Annotated in this window: 15 protein-coding genes and 1 tRNA gene; 11 read left to right on the top strand and 5 right to left on the bottom strand. The window is 58.9% G+C overall.

Annotated elements, in window-relative coordinates:
- Positions 1–487: 487 nt before the first annotated feature.
- Complete coding sequence (locus KBY02_RS12495) at positions 488–1,159, bottom strand: Bax inhibitor-1/YccA family protein (RefSeq protein WP_002553978.1); 672 nt, start codon at positions 1,157–1,159, stop codon at positions 488–490.
- 121 nt (positions 1,160–1,280) lie between these two features.
- On the opposite strand from KBY02_RS12495, the gene KBY02_RS12490 reads away from it, so the two are divergent.
- From KBY02_RS12490 to KBY02_RS12470, 5 genes are all read left to right on the top strand, one after another.
- Positions 1,281–1,368, top strand: a tRNA-Ser gene (locus tag KBY02_RS12490).
- Positions 1,369–1,519: 151 nt separating this feature from the next.
- Positions 1,520–4,063, top strand: a complete 2,544-nt coding sequence (locus KBY02_RS12485; protein WP_116830448.1) for a TerB N-terminal domain-containing protein — start codon at positions 1,520–1,522, stop codon at positions 4,061–4,063.
- The gene (locus KBY02_RS12480) at positions 4,060–5,355 is read left to right on the top strand and encodes an ATP-binding protein (RefSeq protein WP_024639662.1); all 1,296 of its coding nucleotides are present in this window, start codon (positions 4,060–4,062) and stop codon (positions 5,353–5,355) included. The genes KBY02_RS12485 and KBY02_RS12480 overlap by 4 nt, the downstream gene beginning before the upstream one ends.
- A 43-nt stretch (positions 5,356–5,398) precedes the next feature.
- Positions 5,399–7,582: a DEAD/DEAH box helicase gene (locus KBY02_RS12475; protein WP_024652454.1), complete on the top strand. Its 2,184-nt coding sequence runs from the start codon at positions 5,399–5,401 to the stop codon at positions 7,580–7,582.
- A gap of 74 nt (positions 7,583–7,656) precedes the next feature.
- A complete protein-coding gene (locus KBY02_RS12470; protein ID WP_011268260.1) occupies positions 7,657–8,565 on the top strand; it encodes a LysR family transcriptional regulator in 909 nt (302 codons plus the stop codon).
- Here KBY02_RS12470 and KBY02_RS12465 read toward each other — a convergent pair.
- Complete coding sequence (locus KBY02_RS12465; RefSeq protein ID WP_011268261.1) at positions 8,551–9,330, bottom strand: substrate-binding domain-containing protein; 780 nt, start codon at positions 9,328–9,330, stop codon at positions 8,551–8,553. The two genes, KBY02_RS12470 and KBY02_RS12465, sit on opposite strands and share 15 nt — an antisense overlap.
- Positions 9,331–9,346: 16 nt before the next feature.
- Complete coding sequence (locus KBY02_RS12460; RefSeq protein WP_011268262.1) at positions 9,347–10,648, bottom strand: MFS transporter; 1,302 nt, start codon at positions 10,646–10,648, stop codon at positions 9,347–9,349.
- A 234-nt stretch (positions 10,649–10,882) separates the two neighbouring features.
- On the opposite strand from KBY02_RS12460, the gene tusD reads away from it, so the two are divergent.
- The 6 genes from tusD (at position 10,883) to KBY02_RS12430 (ending at position 14,363) form a co-directional block, all read left to right on the top strand.
- Positions 10,883–11,275, top strand: a complete 393-nt coding sequence (gene tusD / locus KBY02_RS12455) for a sulfurtransferase complex subunit TusD (protein WP_011268263.1) — start codon at positions 10,883–10,885, stop codon at positions 11,273–11,275.
- Between the two features lies 1 nt (position 11,276).
- A complete protein-coding gene (gene tusC, locus KBY02_RS12450; protein WP_096135301.1) occupies positions 11,277–11,639 on the top strand; it encodes a sulfurtransferase complex subunit TusC in 363 nt (120 codons plus the stop codon).
- The gene (gene tusB, locus KBY02_RS12445) at positions 11,639–11,938 is read left to right on the top strand and encodes a sulfurtransferase complex subunit TusB (RefSeq protein WP_011268264.1); all 300 of its coding nucleotides are present in this window, start codon (positions 11,639–11,641) and stop codon (positions 11,936–11,938) included. Before tusC ends, tusB begins: the two co-directional genes overlap by 1 nt.
- A complete protein-coding gene (locus KBY02_RS12440; RefSeq protein ID WP_011268265.1) occupies positions 11,935–12,270 on the top strand; it encodes a TusE/DsrC/DsvC family sulfur relay protein in 336 nt (111 codons plus the stop codon). Before tusB ends, KBY02_RS12440 begins: the two co-directional genes overlap by 4 nt.
- Positions 12,267–13,268, top strand: coding sequence for a glycosyl transferase family protein (locus tag KBY02_RS12435; protein WP_096135300.1), 1,002 nt, complete (start codon positions 12,267–12,269; stop codon positions 13,266–13,268). Before KBY02_RS12440 ends, KBY02_RS12435 begins: the two co-directional genes overlap by 4 nt.
- Before the next feature lie 96 nt (positions 13,269–13,364).
- On the top strand, positions 13,365–14,363 hold the full coding sequence (locus tag KBY02_RS12430) for a glutathione S-transferase family protein (protein ID WP_011268267.1): 999 nt from the start codon (positions 13,365–13,367) through the stop codon (positions 14,361–14,363).
- 50 nt (positions 14,364–14,413) lie between these two features.
- Here the strand turns inward: KBY02_RS12430 and cysG are convergent, their stop codons facing one another.
- Both cysG and serS read right to left on the bottom strand, forming a co-directional pair.
- A complete protein-coding gene (gene cysG / locus KBY02_RS12425) occupies positions 14,414–15,808 on the bottom strand; it encodes a siroheme synthase CysG (protein WP_024652457.1) in 1,395 nt (464 codons plus the stop codon).
- Positions 15,809–17,089 carry a serine--tRNA ligase gene (serS, locus tag KBY02_RS12420; RefSeq protein ID WP_003317946.1) on the bottom strand — a complete coding sequence of 427 codons (1,281 nt, stop codon included), beginning with the start codon at positions 17,087–17,089 and terminating at the stop codon, positions 15,809–15,811.
- Positions 17,090–17,101 lie beyond the last annotated feature (12 nt).

Genomic DNA, 17,101 nt, shown 5'->3' with positions numbered 1-17,101 from the left:
TTGATTGACAGGTCAGGTAAGACAAGACTCTCCCCTGTAGCGAGAGAGTCCGGTCACTCGCCTGGTGAAGCGTGAAATCGTGTTGCGTATGAAGCGTGAAATCGTGTTGCGTAACAAAACTGACACATCTTGAAATCTTGTGTCCAGCGCTGTTCGATGATGTCAAGTGGCCTCAAACGGGCAAGCGCCTACAGGCATTGGAGAATCGCCTGATATTATTTTTTGTGATGATGAGATCGTCGATAAGCGCTTGAACAGACTGTAACAAGCTTGATAAATATGACTGATAGGTCAGGAATTTTATGGCTTCGACTGACCACGAATGCCTTGGGTAATGACGCGCCCCACTCAGCCGCTATGAACAGCATTTCGCCAGCCTTGCCATTGGCCAAAGCTGACACTTTTCCCCGACACAGAAACGCAAAAAGCCCCGACGAGTCGGGGCTTTTGTTGAAGCGCAGTGGCCTGAATGTTCAGGCCAGGTAAATCAGTCGTCGCGGCTCATGATGCCGAAGATCTGCAGCAGGCTGATGAACAGGTTATAGATCGATACATACAGGCTGACCGTCGCCATGATGTAGTTACGCTCGCCACCCTGAATGATCGCGCTGGTCTGGAACAGAATGCACACCGACGAGAACAGCACGAAGCCCGCGCTGATAGCCAGTTGCAGACCGCTGATCTGGAAGAACATGCTGGCCACTACCGCACCCAGCAGGACAAAGAAACCTGCGGTAATGAAACCACCCAGGAAGCTCATGTCCTTGCGAGTGATCAGTACATAGGCCGAGAGACCGCCGAATACCAGAGCCGTCATCGCGAAGGCGGAGCTGACCACTTCAGCCCCCCCGGCCATGCCCAGGTAACGGTTGAGGATCGGGCCCAGCAGGAACCCCATGAAACCTGTCAGGGCGAAGGTCGACACCAGACCCCAGACCGAATCACGCAGCTTGTTGGTCAGGAAGAACAGACCGTAGAAGCCGATCAGCACCACGAAAATGTTCGGGTAGCCGACGCGCATCTGCTGAGCGACGAAGGCCATGACACCACTGAAAGCCAGTGTCAGGGCGAGAAGACCGTAAGTATTGCGCAGGACACGACTAACCTCGAGCTGGTCGGCCTGCATGCCGGTTTTAAGGCTGTAATCCTGTTCGCGCATGGCGAAACTCCTTGCTGTTGAAATGTTGAGTTGCAAAGATCATAACAGAGGCGCTGCAACTGGCTAGTCACAGAGTTTGACAGCTTGTTTCATTCCGGTATTATGGCGCCCGCAACGAAGTGGAGGTATGGCCGAGTGGTTTAAGGCAGCAGTCTTGAAAACTGCCGACTGTAACAGGTCCTAGAGTTCGAATCTCTATGCCTCCGCCATATTTGGCAGCGCAAAGCCCTGATTATTCAGGGCTTTGTCGTTTCCGGGGTTTGGCTGATGCATCCGCAAGCTCATCCGCCGATGCTTGGCCCGCGCTGACAAAATGTGGATACTGCCAGTTTGCCAGCCGATGAACCATGGAAGACCCCAATGGCCCCCAGCCGAACGCTTGTCCATCCTGTTGGAGGCACGCAACGCCATGCGGACGAGATTCGGCAAGCTGCCGAGGCTGACGGCCACGACTCAGCGCCAGCCACCTTGGGAAGACGCCTTACCGATGAAGAGTTCGAACGCCTCGCGATCGGTCGATATGCCCGCTTCAGTCGGGCGTCAGAGAATCTCGCCGGCGGCACTCAGCCTTGTTCAGGCCGTATCCATACCAAGGCGTCCGATGAGAACTACGCTGACCTGGCCATAGGCCGTTATGCGCGCTTCAGCAGGCCGTCTCCCAACCTGGTTGGCGGTACGCAACCGCAGGCGGACACGCCGCCGGAACAGGCACCCTCACCTTCCTCCTCGCAGATGCGCCATCCAGAGCGTGAATCCGAGTTCTTTACCATCCGGCAGGACTCACCCGGCACCCACTCTTTCAGCATCCCCAAGGCACCTGATCGCCCGGCGAAAGCCAGATGGCTGCGTCCAGGTGAGCCGCTCACCGTGGCCGATATCATCTTGCCCGGCGGCATGATCTACACAGGCACGCAAAACCCCGAATTCAGACTATCCGAACCTTCTTTCATAGACGCAGCCTTGCCGGTGGCCGGTTCCGACACGCCTCCCGTTGCGGGGGCGGCCTACTATTGGTCGACCTACAAAGATCTTGAACCAGCCGCGCGCAGGGGCTATCTGCAGTGGCTGGCAGGGGGACGTTGTGATCCTGAAGCAAGCAGTGGTTACCTGTTCATGTTTTTCCACGGCCTTGAACGGCGTTTACTGATCGACAGCCTTTCTGATCCCGATGCACGAAAAGAGATTCCCGCGATAAAACAGGAAATCGAGCGTTTGCGGACTGTTTATCATCGGGACCTTTCGTTTTACAACCAGGCTTCGCGGCTTCTCGAATACCTGAACATGCCTGTCATTTCAGGGCAGATGTATTTGCGCGAGCCACCAATGGAGTCGGCCGATCGCTATGAAATGCCCATCGTGCTGCGAGTGGCGCTGGGCCAGATGGCCATCGACAGATACCCGTTGAACGCATCCTGGGCCTTGTCCTGGGCGCTGACGGATCCGAATATCTCGCGCGGCAAACCTGTTGGCAGATGCGCAGATCTGTTTCAGCGCCTGTTCAGAGCCGAATATGAAGAGCAGTTTCCCGACGGCCTGAAGCTGCTGAGGAACAAGACCCGACTATGGGTCACCTATCGCCCATCGTCCGCCTACCTCGATGTACCGGAAATACCGGTGGGGGATCTGCCAGACGTCAGCATTACGTCCGCCACCCGCAAGAAAATCCAGGTCCTCGTGCAGGGCTGTGCTTCAGTGCTTGCTCCATTCAGTCGGTACATGGGCCGCAATGCCGATGATCTCGCTAAGCATGAGTCATTGGAGGCGCTGCTGTTGCTGCCGGTATCGCTATGGCCCGAATACGCCAGACATGAACTGCGACAGCTTCAATCGGAGGTCGGCCCTGCCACGAAGTTGATGACGCTTGATCAGCTGGCGATACGTTTCAAGTCTGACGGTGCCCAGGCACGCAACCAGATCATCGCGCTGATAAAAGTACTTGAAGACATGCACATAGGAATGGAACCGGATGTGCTGGCGGGCAATCGTGCGCCCAAACCTGAGGACAGCATCGTTCTGTTCGCGACCGGGCCCGATCCTGGCATGTCGCGGGTGACAGCGGACTACAACGCGGCTGTCGTCACTCTGGATCTCGCCAGCAGCGTGGCAGCGGTTGATGGCGGCACGAGTCAGCATGCAGTTGCACTGCTCGAACGGCATATCGACTCATGGGAGCATCTGCGTGTCGCGCATCGAACACGTCTCAAGGCGTATCTGTCGATGCAACTGCAGCAGCCGCCCAACCTGGCAAGCCTGAAAAAGAAGCTGGGTTCGCTGAATCAGGAAGAAAAGCAGACCATCGTCGGTTGCCTGACTCACCTTGCCCACGCTGACGGAGCGGTTACGCCTGAGAAAGTCAGATTGCTTGAGCGGATCTACAGGGCACTTCAACTCAATCCACACGCTCTTTACAGCAACCTCCATGATGCTGCGGCCGGTTCGCATACAGGACAGGTCTCGACAGCGCTGTCAGCCGCTACAGCAACAGGCCCCGACAAGAAGCAAGGCTCCGGGATCGTGCTGGACATGGACAGGGTTGCCCGGTTGCGACGCGAAACGGCAGAGGCTTCGGCGCTGCTGGCTGATGTTTTTCGTGACGATCAAGAGGACGAGCAGCAGGACGACACGCAGATAGCCGAAGACGATGCTTCACAAGACACCCCAGGCACTGGCACCCATCTCCATGGACTCGATGCGGGGCACTCTGCGTTTCTGCGCCTGCTGGTCTCGCGCAACCAATGGAGTCGACGAGAGCTGGAAGTCGCGACGGCAGGTATGGCGTTGATGCTCGACGGTGCGCTGGAGCAAATCAACGATATGGCATTCGAGTTGTTCGACATGCCGGTTTCCGAGGGCGATGACCCTATCGAAATCAACCCGGATATTTTAAGCGAGCTTGCCCTATGAACAAGATACGAGCCAAGGATCGCGATGCGGTCATTCAATCACTGCGCGCAGGTGTCGTTCCTCGTGTCGGGCAGCACTTGATTCAGGTCGGACGAGCGGGTGAGCTGGCAGCTCTTATCAAGGATGTAGACAGGCTGGCCGAAGGTGGTTCTGCCTTTCGTATCGTGGTCGGCGAGTATGGCGCGGGCAAGACGTTCTTCCTCAATCTGGTCAGAGGCATTGCGATGGAACGCAAGCTGGTGACGATGCACGCTGATCTGAACCCCGATCGACGCCTGCACGCTTCAGGTGGTCAGGCGCGCTCCCTGTACGCCGAGCTTGCCAAGAACATGTCTACACGTACCAAGCCGGACGGTGGCGCGCTTCAGGGTATCGTCGAAAAGTTTATTTCCCAGGCCAGAACCCACGCGAGCAGTAAAGGCGTAGACAGCGAGACCGTCATACGCCAGAACCTCGCCGAGCTTACCGAAATGGTCAACGGCTATGACTTTGCCGAAGTCATAGCGGCTTACTGCCGTGGCTTTAACGAAGGCAACGAACAGCTCAAAGCCGATGCAATACGCTGGCTTCGGGGGGAATTCACCACCAGGACGGACGCACGAGCGGCCCTCGGGGTCAGAAGCATCGTTGACGACGCGTCCGTGTACGATCAGCTCAAACTGCTTTCCCGATTTGTGCGCCTGGCAGGCTTCGGCGGGCTTATGGTGTGCCTGGACGAACTGGTCAACCTCTACAAGCTTGCCAACACGCAGGCTCGCAATGCGAACTACGAACAGATCCTGCGCATCCTCAATGACTCACTGCAAGGGTCGACTGACGGGCTGGGCTTCGTTCTGGGCGGCACGCCGGAATTCCTGATGGACACTCGCCGCGGCCTCTACAGCTACCCGGCTTTACAGTCACGCCTGGCAGAAAACACCTTTGCCAAGGCTGGCTACGTCGACCTTTCCGGCCCTGTCATTCGGCTGACCAGCCTGACCCCGGAGGACTTCTACGTCCTCCTGCTGAACCTGCGTAACGTTTATGCCTACGGCGACGCGGAACACTACCTGCTTCCGGAAGAGGCCATCCCGGCCTTCATCGAGCACTGCGGTCAGCGTATGGGCGAAGCTTACTTTCGAACGCCACGCACCACCATCACCGCGTTCATCAACCTGCTGGCGGTTCTTGAGCAAAACCCTGAGGCCGACTGGAGAAACCTTTTGGGCGCCATTGACATTGCCAGGGATGACGGCGGCAAAAGTGATTTCACTGTAGAGGCCGATGATGAACTCACAAGCTTCAAGCTCTGACTCATCCGCATTCGAACGGCTTCACCCCGATGTACAACAATGGGTGTGGTCGCAAGGCTGGACATCGCTCAGGGATGCTCAGGAATGTGCCATACCTGCGCTGATCGACGCTGATCGCGACGTCATCATTGCGGCCTCCACTGCAGCGGGCAAGACCGAGGCGGCGTTTCTGCCCATTCTGACCCATTTGCTCAACAACACCGATGCGCCAGGCGCTGTGCTCTATATCAGCCCGCTCAAGGCCTTGATCAATGATCAGTGGGACAGGCTGACACGTCTTTGCGAGCGCCTGGAAATCCCGGTGGTCGGCTGGCACGGGGACGTTTCGGCAAGCAGGAAGCACCGCTTTCTGAAATCGCCCAGAGGGATCCTGCTCATAACCCCAGAATCGCTGGAAGCCCTGTTCGTGAACCGGGGCTCGGCGCTTGCGGGGCTCTTTCAGCCCCTTCGCTATATCGTCATCGACGAATTACACGCGTTCATCGGCAGCGAGCGCGGTAAACAATTGCAGTCCCTGATGCACCGCGTAGAAACGGTTGTCGGCAAAAAGCTGCCACGCGTAGGCCTGTCTGCGACCCTGGGCGAGATGGCACTCGCCCGCGAGTTCCTGCGTCCGGGGCAAGGCCGACGCATGGACGAAATCATTTCTCGAGCCTCGGGCCAGGACCTTCAGGTTCAGGTACGCGGTTACACCATGCTGCCGATGAACAAACTGGCGGCAAACCTGCAGATGGTCGTGACAAAAGACGACGACAACGCCGATCAGGATGAAGAGCAGGAAGAGGATGTCTCCGGGACCAGACACGCCATAGCCGCGCATATGTACAAGGTGCTGCGTGGCAGTAACAACCTGATCTTTCCCAACAGCCGCGACAAGGTTGAATGGTACGCCGACAGGCTGCGGCACTTGTGCGAAAACGACGGTTTGCCGAATGAGTTCCTGCCTCACCACGGAAGCTTGTCCCGAGACTTGCGTGAAGATACGGAGCGAGCACTGAAAGCGGGTAGCCCGCCCGCCTCGGCCGTCTGCACCACGACCCTCGAGCTTGGGATCGATATCGGCAACATCAAAGCAGTTGCGCAGATCGGACCTCCGCCATCAGTGGCCAGCCTGCGCCAGCGACTGGGTCGCTCCGGACGTCGCGCAGGTGAGCCTGCCACACTTCGTGCCTATTGCCAGGAAGACACCCTGACACCTGATTCGGACCTCTCGGATCAGCTCCGGCAAAACCTGGTGCAGACGATCGCCATGATTCGATTGTTGATAGAGAAGTGGTTCGAACCTCCGAGAGCCAACGGCCTGCACGCCTCGACGCTGGTTCAGCAATGCCTGTCGACGATTGCGCAGCAAGGTGGTGCACATGCTTCGCAGCTGTGGAATGAGCTGATCGCGAGCGGAACATTTGCAGCCATTGATAAAACCGACTTCATGGCCCTTCTCAAGGCTCTGGGTGAAAAGAAACTGATCGTCCAGGACAGCTCTGGCCTGCTATTGCCTGGCGAAATCGGTGAAAAGCTGGTCAACCACTATGAGTTTTACAGTGCATTCAGCAGCGATGAGGAATTCAGACTGCTTCGCGATGGCAAGCCGTTGGGTTCCATTCCTGTCAGTCGCCCGCTGACCCTGGGGCAACGCATCATCTTCGCAGGCAAACGCTGGCAGGTCATGGATGTAGACCTGGAAAAGAAAGTCATTGCGGTCATACGCGCACGTGGCGGCGAACCTCCGGTATTCGACGGGCTGGGCGCCAAGATCCATGACCGGGTGCGTGAAGAAATGCGCGCGGTACTGACGGAGGTCACGCCCTGCCCGTTCCTTGATGCCAATGCACAAGCCCTGCTGGCGGAAGCGCGCCAGACCTTTCACCGGCTGGGGCTGGCTGACCAGCGCCTGACGGGTTCGACCTCAAGCAGCTACCTGCTGACCTGGGCGGGCGACTACACCAATGATGCGCTGTGCCTGCTGCTCAACCAGGCTGGGGTCATGTGCACAGCTTCGGGGTTGGTACTGGAAATCAGTGCCTCTCAGGAAAGCGTGCGGACAGCACTGGCCAGGATTGCAGAGCTGGATGCAACCGATGTGGAGCCCCTGTTGAAAGATGTGAAGAATCTGATCCGGGAAAAGTGGGACTGGGCCCTGCCAAAATCGCTGTTGATCAAATCATTTGCCTCCAGCCAGCTGGATATACCCAACGCGATTGCGCTTGCCAAGACATTGACGACTTGACGGCAGGCCTCGCGGCTCAGCCCGCGCCGTCTGATATATTGATGCGCATCCTGTATCAATAGATCAACGTTCAAATGCCCATCAATTTCGACCTCAACGACCTCCAGGCATTTCGTGCCGTAGTGGAGAACGGCAGCTTCCGCAAGGCCGCTGAAACCGTGCAGATCACCCAGCCTGCGCTCAGTCGGCGGATAGAAAAGCTCGAGTCTGCACTGAACGTGAAGCTGTTCGAGCGCACCACCCGCAGGGTCAGTCTGACTACGGTCGGCCGCGCATTTCTGCCTCAGGTCGAGCGCATTCTGGACGATCTGGACAGCGCATTGATGACCATCGAAGGCGTCGGCTCCACGCGAATGGGCAGCGTGACGATTGCCTGCGTGCCTTCAGCCGCCTATTACTTCATGCCGCAGGTCATCAGCGCTTTCCATCGGTTGTTTCCGAAAATCAGAATCCGGGTGATGGATGCCAGCGCCAACGAGGTCAACAGCGCAGTTGCCCTGGGCGAAGCCGATTTCGGGGTGAGTTTCAGCGGCAATCTGGCGCCGGAAGTGGACTTCGAACTGCTGCTGCAGGAACGCTACGTAATGGCCTGCAGGCGGGATCACCCGCTGGCTACGTGCGAAAGCGTCAGTTGGGAAGAGATGTACCGCCATGACTACATCGCCCTGGACATCACCTCGGGTAATCGTCTGGTGCTGGATCAGGCGCTGGCACCTTCGCGCCCGCACAAGGAAAGCATCTGCGAAACCCGCCATGTCACGACGATGATCGGCCTGGTCGAAGCGGGCCTTGGCGTGGCTGCGGTGCCCTCCATCGCCATGCCGATGACCGCTCACCCGTTTCTGGTGAGCGTGCCATTGGTTGCGCCCGAGGTGATTCGCAACGTAGGGCTGATCAAGCGTCGTGGCAGGACCTTGACACCGGCAGCCCTCGAGCTGGAGCAACTGGTCAGGAAAATGCCGTCACGCTCAGCGGGGAACTGAATCCAGCCCGGTGGACTGCACCGTAGCCTGGGCTTTCGGGGATGCCAGGTAATCCAGCAACGCTTTCGCTTCTTTCGGGTGCTCGGCATTGACCGGGATGCCCGCGGCATAACGCGTTACCGACTGAACGTCTTCCGGGATCTTCGCCACGAACGTCACGCCGGGAATCGGCAGCAGCTCGGCAACCTGTTGAAAGCCCACTTCGTAGTCGCCCTTGGCAACCACCGAAGCCACCGGGATGCGCTCGATCATCTTGCCCTTCGGCGCGAGTTCTTTCTCGATACCGAGCTTTTTGAAAAGCTCTTTTTCGATGTACACGCCACTGGCGCTGTCGGAGTAAGCCACCGACCTGGCCTTGAGCAAGGTGGCCTTAAGCTCACTGTCGGTGCCGATCGCAGGCTTGGCCGCGCCCTCCTTCACCACCATGCCGATCCGCGAATCAGCCAGTTCGACCCGCGATGCCGGGTCTACCTTGCCTTGCTTGATCAGATCATCCAGCGCATAGCCGACCATGATCACCACATCGGCGTGCTCGCCCCGGGCCAGACGATTCGGGATGGCCTCGGGTGCCTTGCCCATCGATGGGCCGAGAATGGTGTCCAGCGAGTCCCCGGAAGACGCCGCGTATTGCGGTCCGAGCAGTTTGTACGCAGCCGTAAAGCCGCCGGAGGTCATGACCTTGAGCTGTTCAGCCTGCGCCGCCGCACTGACCGCGATACAGCCGAGAAAAAGCGCTGCCAGTTGATGTTTGTATAACGATTTCATAGTTATTTTTCCTTGATTAAACAGCCAGTTGCGGGCGGGTCGAGATGTGCCGGTAGAGCACCAGTGTGGCGCCCAACGCACAGGCTGCAGCAAATGTCATCCAGTAAGCAGGTGCAGCCTTGTCGCCGGTCAGGTGGATCAGCCAGGTCGAGATCGCCGGAGTGAAACCACCGAAAACCGCCGTCGCCAGGCTGTAGGCCAGCGAGAAACCGGCAACACGCACCTCTACCGGCATGATTTCGGTCAGCGCCGGAATCATCGCGCCGTTATACAAGCCGTACAGGAACGAGAACCACAACAGCACTTCCAGCATATGGCCGAAGCTGGGCGCCAGGGCGAGGAAAGACAGCGCCGGGTACGCACTGATGATGGTCAGCAGGGTCATCGCGACCAACAGTGGCTTGCGCCCGAAACGGTCACTCAACATGCCGCCGACCGGCAGCCAGATAAAGTTGGAGACACCGACCAGCAGCGTCACCAGAAGCGCATCGGCAGTACTCAGGTTGAGTACGGTTTTGCCGAATGTCGGTGCATAGATGGTGATCAGGTAAAAGGTGGTAGTGGTCATCGCCACCATCAGCATTCCGGCAATCACCACACGCCAGTTTTGCAGCAGCGTCGCGAACACCTGTCGCATGGTCGGACGGTGAGAGCGAGTAGCGAACTCTTCGGTTTCCTGCAGGCTGCGGCGCAACAGGAAAATGAACGGGATGATCAGGCAACCGATGGCAAACGGAATTCTCCAGCCCCAATCGGCCACAGCAGCAGGTGCCATCCATTGGTTCAGGCCGTAACCCAGTGCAGCGGCGACAACGATTGCCACCTGCTGACTACCTGACTGCCAACTGGTGTAGAAGCCCTTGCGGCCGGGTGTCGCCATTTCTGCCAGATACACCGACACCCCGCCCAATTCCGCACCGGCAGAGAAGCCTTGCAGCAAGCGTCCGACCAATACCAGGGCCGGTGCCCACAAGCCGATGCTCGCGTAACCGGGCACCAGAACGATCAGCAACGTACCACTGGCCATGATCGACAGCGTCACGATCAGACCTTTACGGCGGCCCACGTCATCGATGTAGGCACCGAGAATGACGGCACCCAGCGGACGCATCAGGAAGCCCGCCCCGAAGACCGCGAAGGTCATCATCAGCGAAGCAAACTCACTGCTGGCCGGGAAAAAGGCGGAAGCGATCTGGGTGGCATAGAAGCCGAACAGGAAGAAGTCGAATTGCTCGAGGAAATTACCGGAGGTGACCCGAAATACCGCGCCTGCCTTCGACCGGGAGGATTCTTTTCGTAATGAGGATGAGCCGTGCATCAGTGTTCTCCAGCGATCTTATTAGAGTGTTGTAAGCGCTTGTGAGGAAGGAGTCTGCCGGACACACTTTGAAACGATAAGTGCTATGTTTTCATCGATTGATGCCCGTTGGACATCAATCGAAACTCAAGCTGTTGCGCCCTGACCCCGCATTTGCGGGTCAGCACGCGCCAAACTCACACGCCTGCCGTTGAATTCTTTATCATTGCGCATGTTTTGTTGGCAGAGCCGATCATGAAATTCGCCATCTCCCTTTTTTCCGCCGCCCATGCGCCCTCCTCTCGGCGAGCCTTGCAGTTCGCCAGGGCGGTGCTGGCAGGCGGGCACGAAATTGTCCGGTTGTTCTTCTACCAAGACGGCGTACACAGCGCGTCGGCCAACGTCGTGACGCCGCAGGACGAGCAGGATGTGGCACTGCAGTGGCGTGACTTCATCGTCGAGCACAAGCTGGACGGCGTGGTGTGCATTGCCGCCGCGTTGCGTCGCGGTGTGCTCGACACGCAAGAGGCCGAGCGTTATCAGCGGCCGGCGGCAAACCTGCGCGAGCCGTGGGAATTGTCCGGGCTGGGCCAGTTGCACGATGCCGTGCAATCGGCTGATCGCCTGATCTGCTTCGGAGGGCCATGAGATGCCCAGATCACTGTTGGTTGTCACCCGCCAGTCGCCGTGGTCCGGCCCCGGTGCCCGCGAGGCGCTGGATATCGTACTGGCGGGCGGTGCATTCGATCTGTCGGTGGGCCTGCTGTTTCTGGACGACGGGGTTTTTCAGTTGTCGCCACGGCAGTCGCCCGACGCCCTGCAACAGAAAGACCTGACTGCAAACCTGAAAGCCCTGCCGATGTTCGGTGTCGAAGACCTTTACGTCTGCGGACAGAGCCTGGCCGAGCGCGGCATCTCCCTTGGCGCATTGAGCGAAGAGATGAGCCAGTTGACCACGCGCGCGGAATTGTCAGCACTTTTTGACCGGTACGACGAGGTGATTACCATCTGATGGCTACTTTGCACGTTCTCTCTCACTCGCCGTTTGCCGACACCCGGCTGGACAGTTGCCTGCGCTTGCTGGGCAATGATGATGGCGTACTGCTCTGTGGCGATGCCACCTATGCGCTGATGCCGTCCTGCACGCAGCTCAAAGCCCTTCAGCCTCTGGTCGAATCATCGCAGTTGTTCGCCCTCGACGAAGACCTCCGCGCACGCAATCTGCCTCTCCCTGCCGGAGTCAACAGCATCGACTACCCGGCGTTCGTTGAACTGTCGCTGCGCTTCGACAAGGTCAATACCTGGTTATGAAACAGTTGAACATTGACGGGCGCAGCATCGAACTGGACAAGGATGGTTTTCTGCAAGACCTCAGCGACTGGTCGCTGGACGTCGCCCACGCCCTGTCCGCCGAGGAAGGCATCGAGCTGAGTGCCGAGCACCTTGAAATCCTCGAACTGCTGCGCGGTTTTTACGCCGAGTTCCAGCTTTCGCCCGCGACACGACCGCTGATCAAATACACCGCGATGAAGCTGGGTGCGGAAAAAGGCAACAGCATGCACCTCAACCGCCTGTTCAACGGCACTCCCGCCAAACTCGCCGCCAAGCTGGCGGGCCTGCCCAAACCGACCAATTGCATATGAATGATTACGCTGCGCTTGTCACTGAAACACCTGAAGAACATCCCTTTGCGGCGTTCGTTCGCATTCTGGGCAAAGGCAAACGTGGCGCGCGCAACCTGACTCGCGAGGAAGCACGGGAAGCCATGGGCATGTTGCTCGATGAAAAAGTCGAGGACACCCAACTCGGGGCGTTTCTGATGCTGCTGCGTCACAAGGAAGAAAGCCCCGAGGAGCTGGCAGGGTTTACCGAAGCGGTGCGCGAACGTCTCAACGCTCCTGCCATGCAAGTCGACATCGACTGGCCAACCTATGCCGGGAAAAAGCGTCACCTGCCGTGGTATTTGCTGGCGGCCAAATGCCTGGCGCAAAACGGCGTCAGGATCCTCCTGCACGGCGGCGGCGCGCATACCGCAGGGCGTCTGTACACCGAGCAACTACTGGACCTGCTGAAGATTCCTCTGTGCCGCAACTGGTCAGCGGTCAAGACCTCGCTCGAGCAAGAACAGCTGGCGTTCATTCCGCTCACCGACTGGGCACCGCAGTTGCAGCGCATGATCGACCTGCGCAACACGCTGGGGCTGCGCTCGCCCATTCACTCGCTGGCGAGGATTCTCAATCCGCTGCAGGCGCGTTGCGGCCTGCAAAGCATTTTTCACCCGGGCTATCAAAGCGTGCATCGCGATGCCAGCAGCCTGCTCGGCGACAACGCCATCGTGGTCAAAGGTGATGGCGGCGAAATCGAGATCAACCCCGACACCATCAGCCACCTGTACGGCACCACCGGCGGCCAGCCGTGGGATGAAGAATGGCCAGCGCTCTCACCGCGCCGCCACGTAAAACCGGCAACGCTCGACCCGCAGCAACTGCTGGCCTTGTGGCGAGGAGAAATCGAAGACAGTTACCCGCAACTGGCCTTGATATCGACCATGGCGCTCGCCTTGCGCGGCCTGGGCGTCGATCGCGACGAGGCCTTCGCCCAGGCGCAGGTATTCTGGGATCGCCGCAAGATGAATCTGTGACCCGCCGGCCTTTCGACAATGAAAGGCCATAATCCAGTCGAACCGATGCACCCGCGCTGACCTCCAAGCTCTATCACCTGGAAATGGGAGTCAGACATGGGCCTTCTGGTCGAAGGACACTGGCAAGACCAGTGGTACGAAAGCAGCAAAGATGGCGCATTTCAGCGCGAAAATGCTCAGCGACGCAGTTGGGTCACGCCCGATGGACAGCCGGGACCGTCCGGTGCAGGCGGTTTTGCTGCGCAGGCGGGCCGCTATCACCTGTACGTGTCTCTGGCGTGCCCGTGGGCACACCGCACGCTTATCTTGCGCAAGCTCAAAGGCCTGGAAAGCCTGATCGATGTTTCGGTAGTCAGTTGGCTGATGCTGGAAAACGGCTGGACCTTCGACCAGCAGAAAGGCTCCAGCGGCGATGCACTGGATGACCTGCAGTTCCTTCACCAACGCTACACCGCCGACGACCCTCGGTACACCGGCCGTGTCACCGTTCCGGTGCTGTGGGACAAGCAGCAGCAATGCATCGTCAGCAACGAATCTGCGGAAATCATCCGCATGTTCAATTCTGCATTCGACGAGCTGACCGGCAATACGCTGGATTTCTACCCGCAAGCGTTACGCGCGAGCATTGACGAGCTTAACGAGCAGATCTACCCGAAGGTCAACAACGGCGTATACCGGGCTGGTTTCGCCACCTCGCAGGGCGCGTATGAGGAGGCGTTCGACGATGTGTTCGCTGAACTGGACGTGCTGGAAAACCTGCTCGGCGAAAAGCGTTACCTGACAGGCAAACACCTCACTGAAGCAGACATACGCCTGTTCACCACCATCGTGCGCTTCGATGCGGTGTATTACAGCCACTTCAAATGTAACCTGCGGCGCATCGCGGACTACCCCAATCTCAGCAACTGGCTACGCGAGCTGTATCAGTGGCCGGGGATCGCAGAGACGGTGAGTTTCGAGCACATCAAAGGGCATTACTACGGGAGCCATCGCACCATCAACCCGACCGGCATCATACCGAAGGGGCCCGCACTCGATCTGCAGGCCGATCATGACCGTGAGCGACTGTCCGGTGAAGGTGTCTGGAACAACTGACGTATGGGAAGAAGGGGTGGATAGCCCGGACGGGCTACCCACCATTGGCATCAGAGAGTCGCCTGAGCGCCCTCGAACCACGCCAGCTTTTCACGCAATTTGACCACCTCACCAATGATCACCAGCGTCGGCGCATGAACATCATGCTCGGCGACCAGTTGCGGCAGGTTTGCAAGGGTACCCGTGAACACACGCTGATTGACGGTGGTGCCCTGCTCGACCAGTGCAGCAGGCGTGTCGGCAGAGCGACCGTGCCGGATCAACTGCTCACAGATGACTGGCAAACCGATTAGCCCCATGTAAAACACCAGTGTTTGCGCAGGCGCTACCAGGTCTGACCAAGGCAGATCGGTCGTGCCGTTTTTCAAGTGCCCGGTGATAAAACGTACCGATTGCGCGTGATCACGGTGCGTCAGCGGTATACCCGCATACGCCGCGCAACCGCTGGCAGCGGTGATGCCAGGCACCACCTGGAACGGAATGCCATGCGCCGCCAGCTCTTCGATTTCCTCGCCGCCACGGCCGAATATGAACGGATCACCGCCCTTCAGACGCACCACTCGCTTGCCCTGCTTTGCCAGCGCAACCAGTTGCTGGTTGATCTGCTCCTGCGGAACGGCATGTTCCGCACGGCGCTTGCCAACGTAGACCCGCTCGGCATCACGACGGCACAGGTCAAGAATCGTCGGTGCAACCAAGCGGTCGTACAGCACCACATCCGCCTGCTGCATCAGGCGCAAGGCCCGAAAAGTCAGCAAATCCGGATCACCGGGACCCGCACCGACCAGATAGACCTCACCGGTCTCGGGAGGCGGCTCGCCGGCAATCTTGGCGATCAGCATGCGCTCGGCCTCGGCGCCCTGCCCGGCCAGTTGGCGATCGGCGATGGCCCCCTGAAAAACTTCTTCCCAAAACGCCCGACGCTGCTGCACGTTCGGAAACAGGCCTTTGACCTGATTGCGAAAACGAGCGGCCAGCCCGGCGAGCTGACCGTAGGAGGACGGAATCCAGGTTTCCAGCTTGGCGCGAATCAAACGTGCCAGCACCGGCGCATCGCCGCCACTGGACACGGCGATCACCAGCGGCGATCGGTCGACGATGGCCGGAAAGATCACCGTACACAACGCCGGGGCGTCGACGACGTTGACCGGAACGCAACGCAAGCGGGCATCGCGGGACACCTGAGCATTGAGCGGCTCATCGTCCGTCGCAGCAATGATCAGCACGCAACCATCGAGGTCGCACTCGCTGTAGCCGCGCAGGATCATCTCACCGCCGCTCTGGACAACCAGTTCGCTCAGTTGTGCCTCGATTTCCGGCGCAACCACGCGCAGCACTGCCCCGGCGTCGGCAATCAGACGTGATTTGCGCAGGGCGATTTCACCGCCGCCAACCACCAGCACCCAGCTGCCACGCAGGTTATGGAACAGCGGCAGAAATTCCATTTAACCGATGACCTCAAGGCCGCCCATGTAAGGCTTGAGCACCTCAGGCACACGAATCGAACCGTCCGCCTGCTGATAGTTTTCCAGCACCGCCACCAGTGTGCGGCCTACCGCCAGGCCCGACCCGTTGAGGGTGTGGACCAGCTCCGGCTTGCCGGTTTCCGGGTTGCGCCAGCGAGCCTGCATGCGGCGCGCCTGGAAATCACCGCAGTTGGAGCAGGAAGAGATTTCGCGATATTTGTCCTGGCTCGGAATCCAGACTTCCAGGTCGTAGGTCTTCACCGCGCTGAAACCCATGTCGCCGGTGCACAGCGCCAGCGTGCGATAAGGCAGTTCAAGCAGTTGCAGCACGCGTTCGGCGTTGCCGGTCAGCGACTCGAGCGCGGCCATGGAGTCGTCAGGCGCAACGATCTGGACCATCTCGACCTTGTCGAACTGGTGCTGGCGGATCATGCCGCGGGTATCACGCCCGGACGCGCCCGCTTCACTGCGGAAGCAAGGGGTATGGGCGACAAACTTGAGAGGCAGCTGTTTGGCGTCGAGGATTTCACCCGACACGATATTGGTCAGCGACACTTCGGCAGTCGGAATCAGGTACAGGTCGGCTTCACCTTCGCGGGAGATCTTGAACAGGTCTTCCTCGAACTTGGGCAGCTGACCTGTCCCCTGCAACGCTGGAGCCTGCACCAGATAGGGCGTGTAGGTCTCTTCGTAGCCGTGCTCGTTGATGTGCAGATTGATCATGAATTGTGCGAGGGCACGGTGCAGACGTGCGATCGGGCCACGCAGCAGCGCAAAACGCGCGCCGGACAGCTTGGCGGCGGTCTCGAAATCCAGCCAGCCGAACTTCTCGCCCAGCGCAACGTGATCCTTGACCTCGAAATCGAATGACGTCGGCGTACCCCAGCGACGTACTTCGACGTTGCCTTCTTCGTCGGCACCGACCGGCACGGACTCGTGAGGCAGGTTCGGAATGCTCAGCACCAGTGCATCCAGCTCGGCCTGAATGCCGTCCAGCTCGACCTTGCCTTCGCTCAGCTCGTTGCCCATGCGCTCGACATCAGCCATCAACGGCGCAATGTCTTCGCCGCGCTGCTTGGCCTGACCAATGGATTTGGAACGGGCATTGCGCTCGGCCTGCAGCTGTTCGGTGCGGGTCTGCACTACCTTGCGCTGGGCTTCCAGCGATTCAATGCGCGCCACATCCAGCGTGAAACCACGGGAAGCCAAGCGATCCGCTACGTCCTGAAGTTGAGTACGTAACAGTTTGGAATCGAGCATATCGTTCTCTCG

It is taken from the genome of Pseudomonas sp. P129 (genome assembly GCF_020312195.1).
In the GTDB taxonomy this organism is placed as follows: Bacteria; Pseudomonadota; Gammaproteobacteria; order Pseudomonadales; family Pseudomonadaceae; genus Aquipseudomonas; species Aquipseudomonas fragariae.
Note: the sequence above shows the minus strand (reverse complement) of the source record. Positions and strands in the feature narration are given on the sequence as shown.

Bases quoted from the DNA above. Each gene is read 5' to 3' on its own strand.
- KBY02_RS12495 (WP_002553978.1), bottom strand. From the start codon at position 1,159: ATGCGCGAACAGGATTACAGCCTTAAAACCGGCATGCAGGCCGACCAG.
- KBY02_RS12485 (WP_116830448.1), top strand. From the start codon at position 1,520: ATGGCCCCCAGCCGAACGCTTGTCCATCCTGTTGGAGGCACGCAACGC.
- KBY02_RS12480 (WP_024639662.1), top strand. From the start codon at position 4,060: ATGAACAAGATACGAGCCAAGGATCGCGATGCGGTCATTCAATCACTG.
- KBY02_RS12470 (WP_011268260.1), top strand. From the start codon at position 7,657: ATGCCCATCAATTTCGACCTCAACGACCTCCAGGCATTTCGTGCCGTA.
- KBY02_RS12465 (WP_011268261.1), bottom strand. From the start codon at position 9,330: ATGAAATCGTTATACAAACATCAACTGGCAGCGCTTTTTCTCGGCTGT.
- KBY02_RS12460 (WP_011268262.1), bottom strand. From the start codon at position 10,648: ATGCACGGCTCATCCTCATTACGAAAAGAATCCTCCCGGTCGAAGGCA.
- tusD (WP_011268263.1), top strand. From the start codon at position 10,883: ATGAAATTCGCCATCTCCCTTTTTTCCGCCGCCCATGCGCCCTCCTCT.
- tusC (WP_096135301.1), top strand. From the start codon at position 11,277: ATGCCCAGATCACTGTTGGTTGTCACCCGCCAGTCGCCGTGGTCCGGC.
- tusB (WP_011268264.1), top strand. From the start codon at position 11,639: ATGGCTACTTTGCACGTTCTCTCTCACTCGCCGTTTGCCGACACCCGG.
- KBY02_RS12440 (WP_011268265.1), top strand. From the start codon at position 11,935: ATGAAACAGTTGAACATTGACGGGCGCAGCATCGAACTGGACAAGGAT.
- KBY02_RS12435 (WP_096135300.1), top strand. From the start codon at position 12,267: ATGAATGATTACGCTGCGCTTGTCACTGAAACACCTGAAGAACATCCC.
- KBY02_RS12430 (WP_011268267.1), top strand. From the start codon at position 13,365: ATGGGCCTTCTGGTCGAAGGACACTGGCAAGACCAGTGGTACGAAAGC.
- cysG (WP_024652457.1), bottom strand. From the start codon at position 15,808: ATGGAATTTCTGCCGCTGTTCCATAACCTGCGTGGCAGCTGGGTGCTG.
- serS (WP_003317946.1), bottom strand. From the start codon at position 17,089: ATGCTCGATTCCAAACTGTTACGTACTCAACTTCAGGACGTAGCGGAT.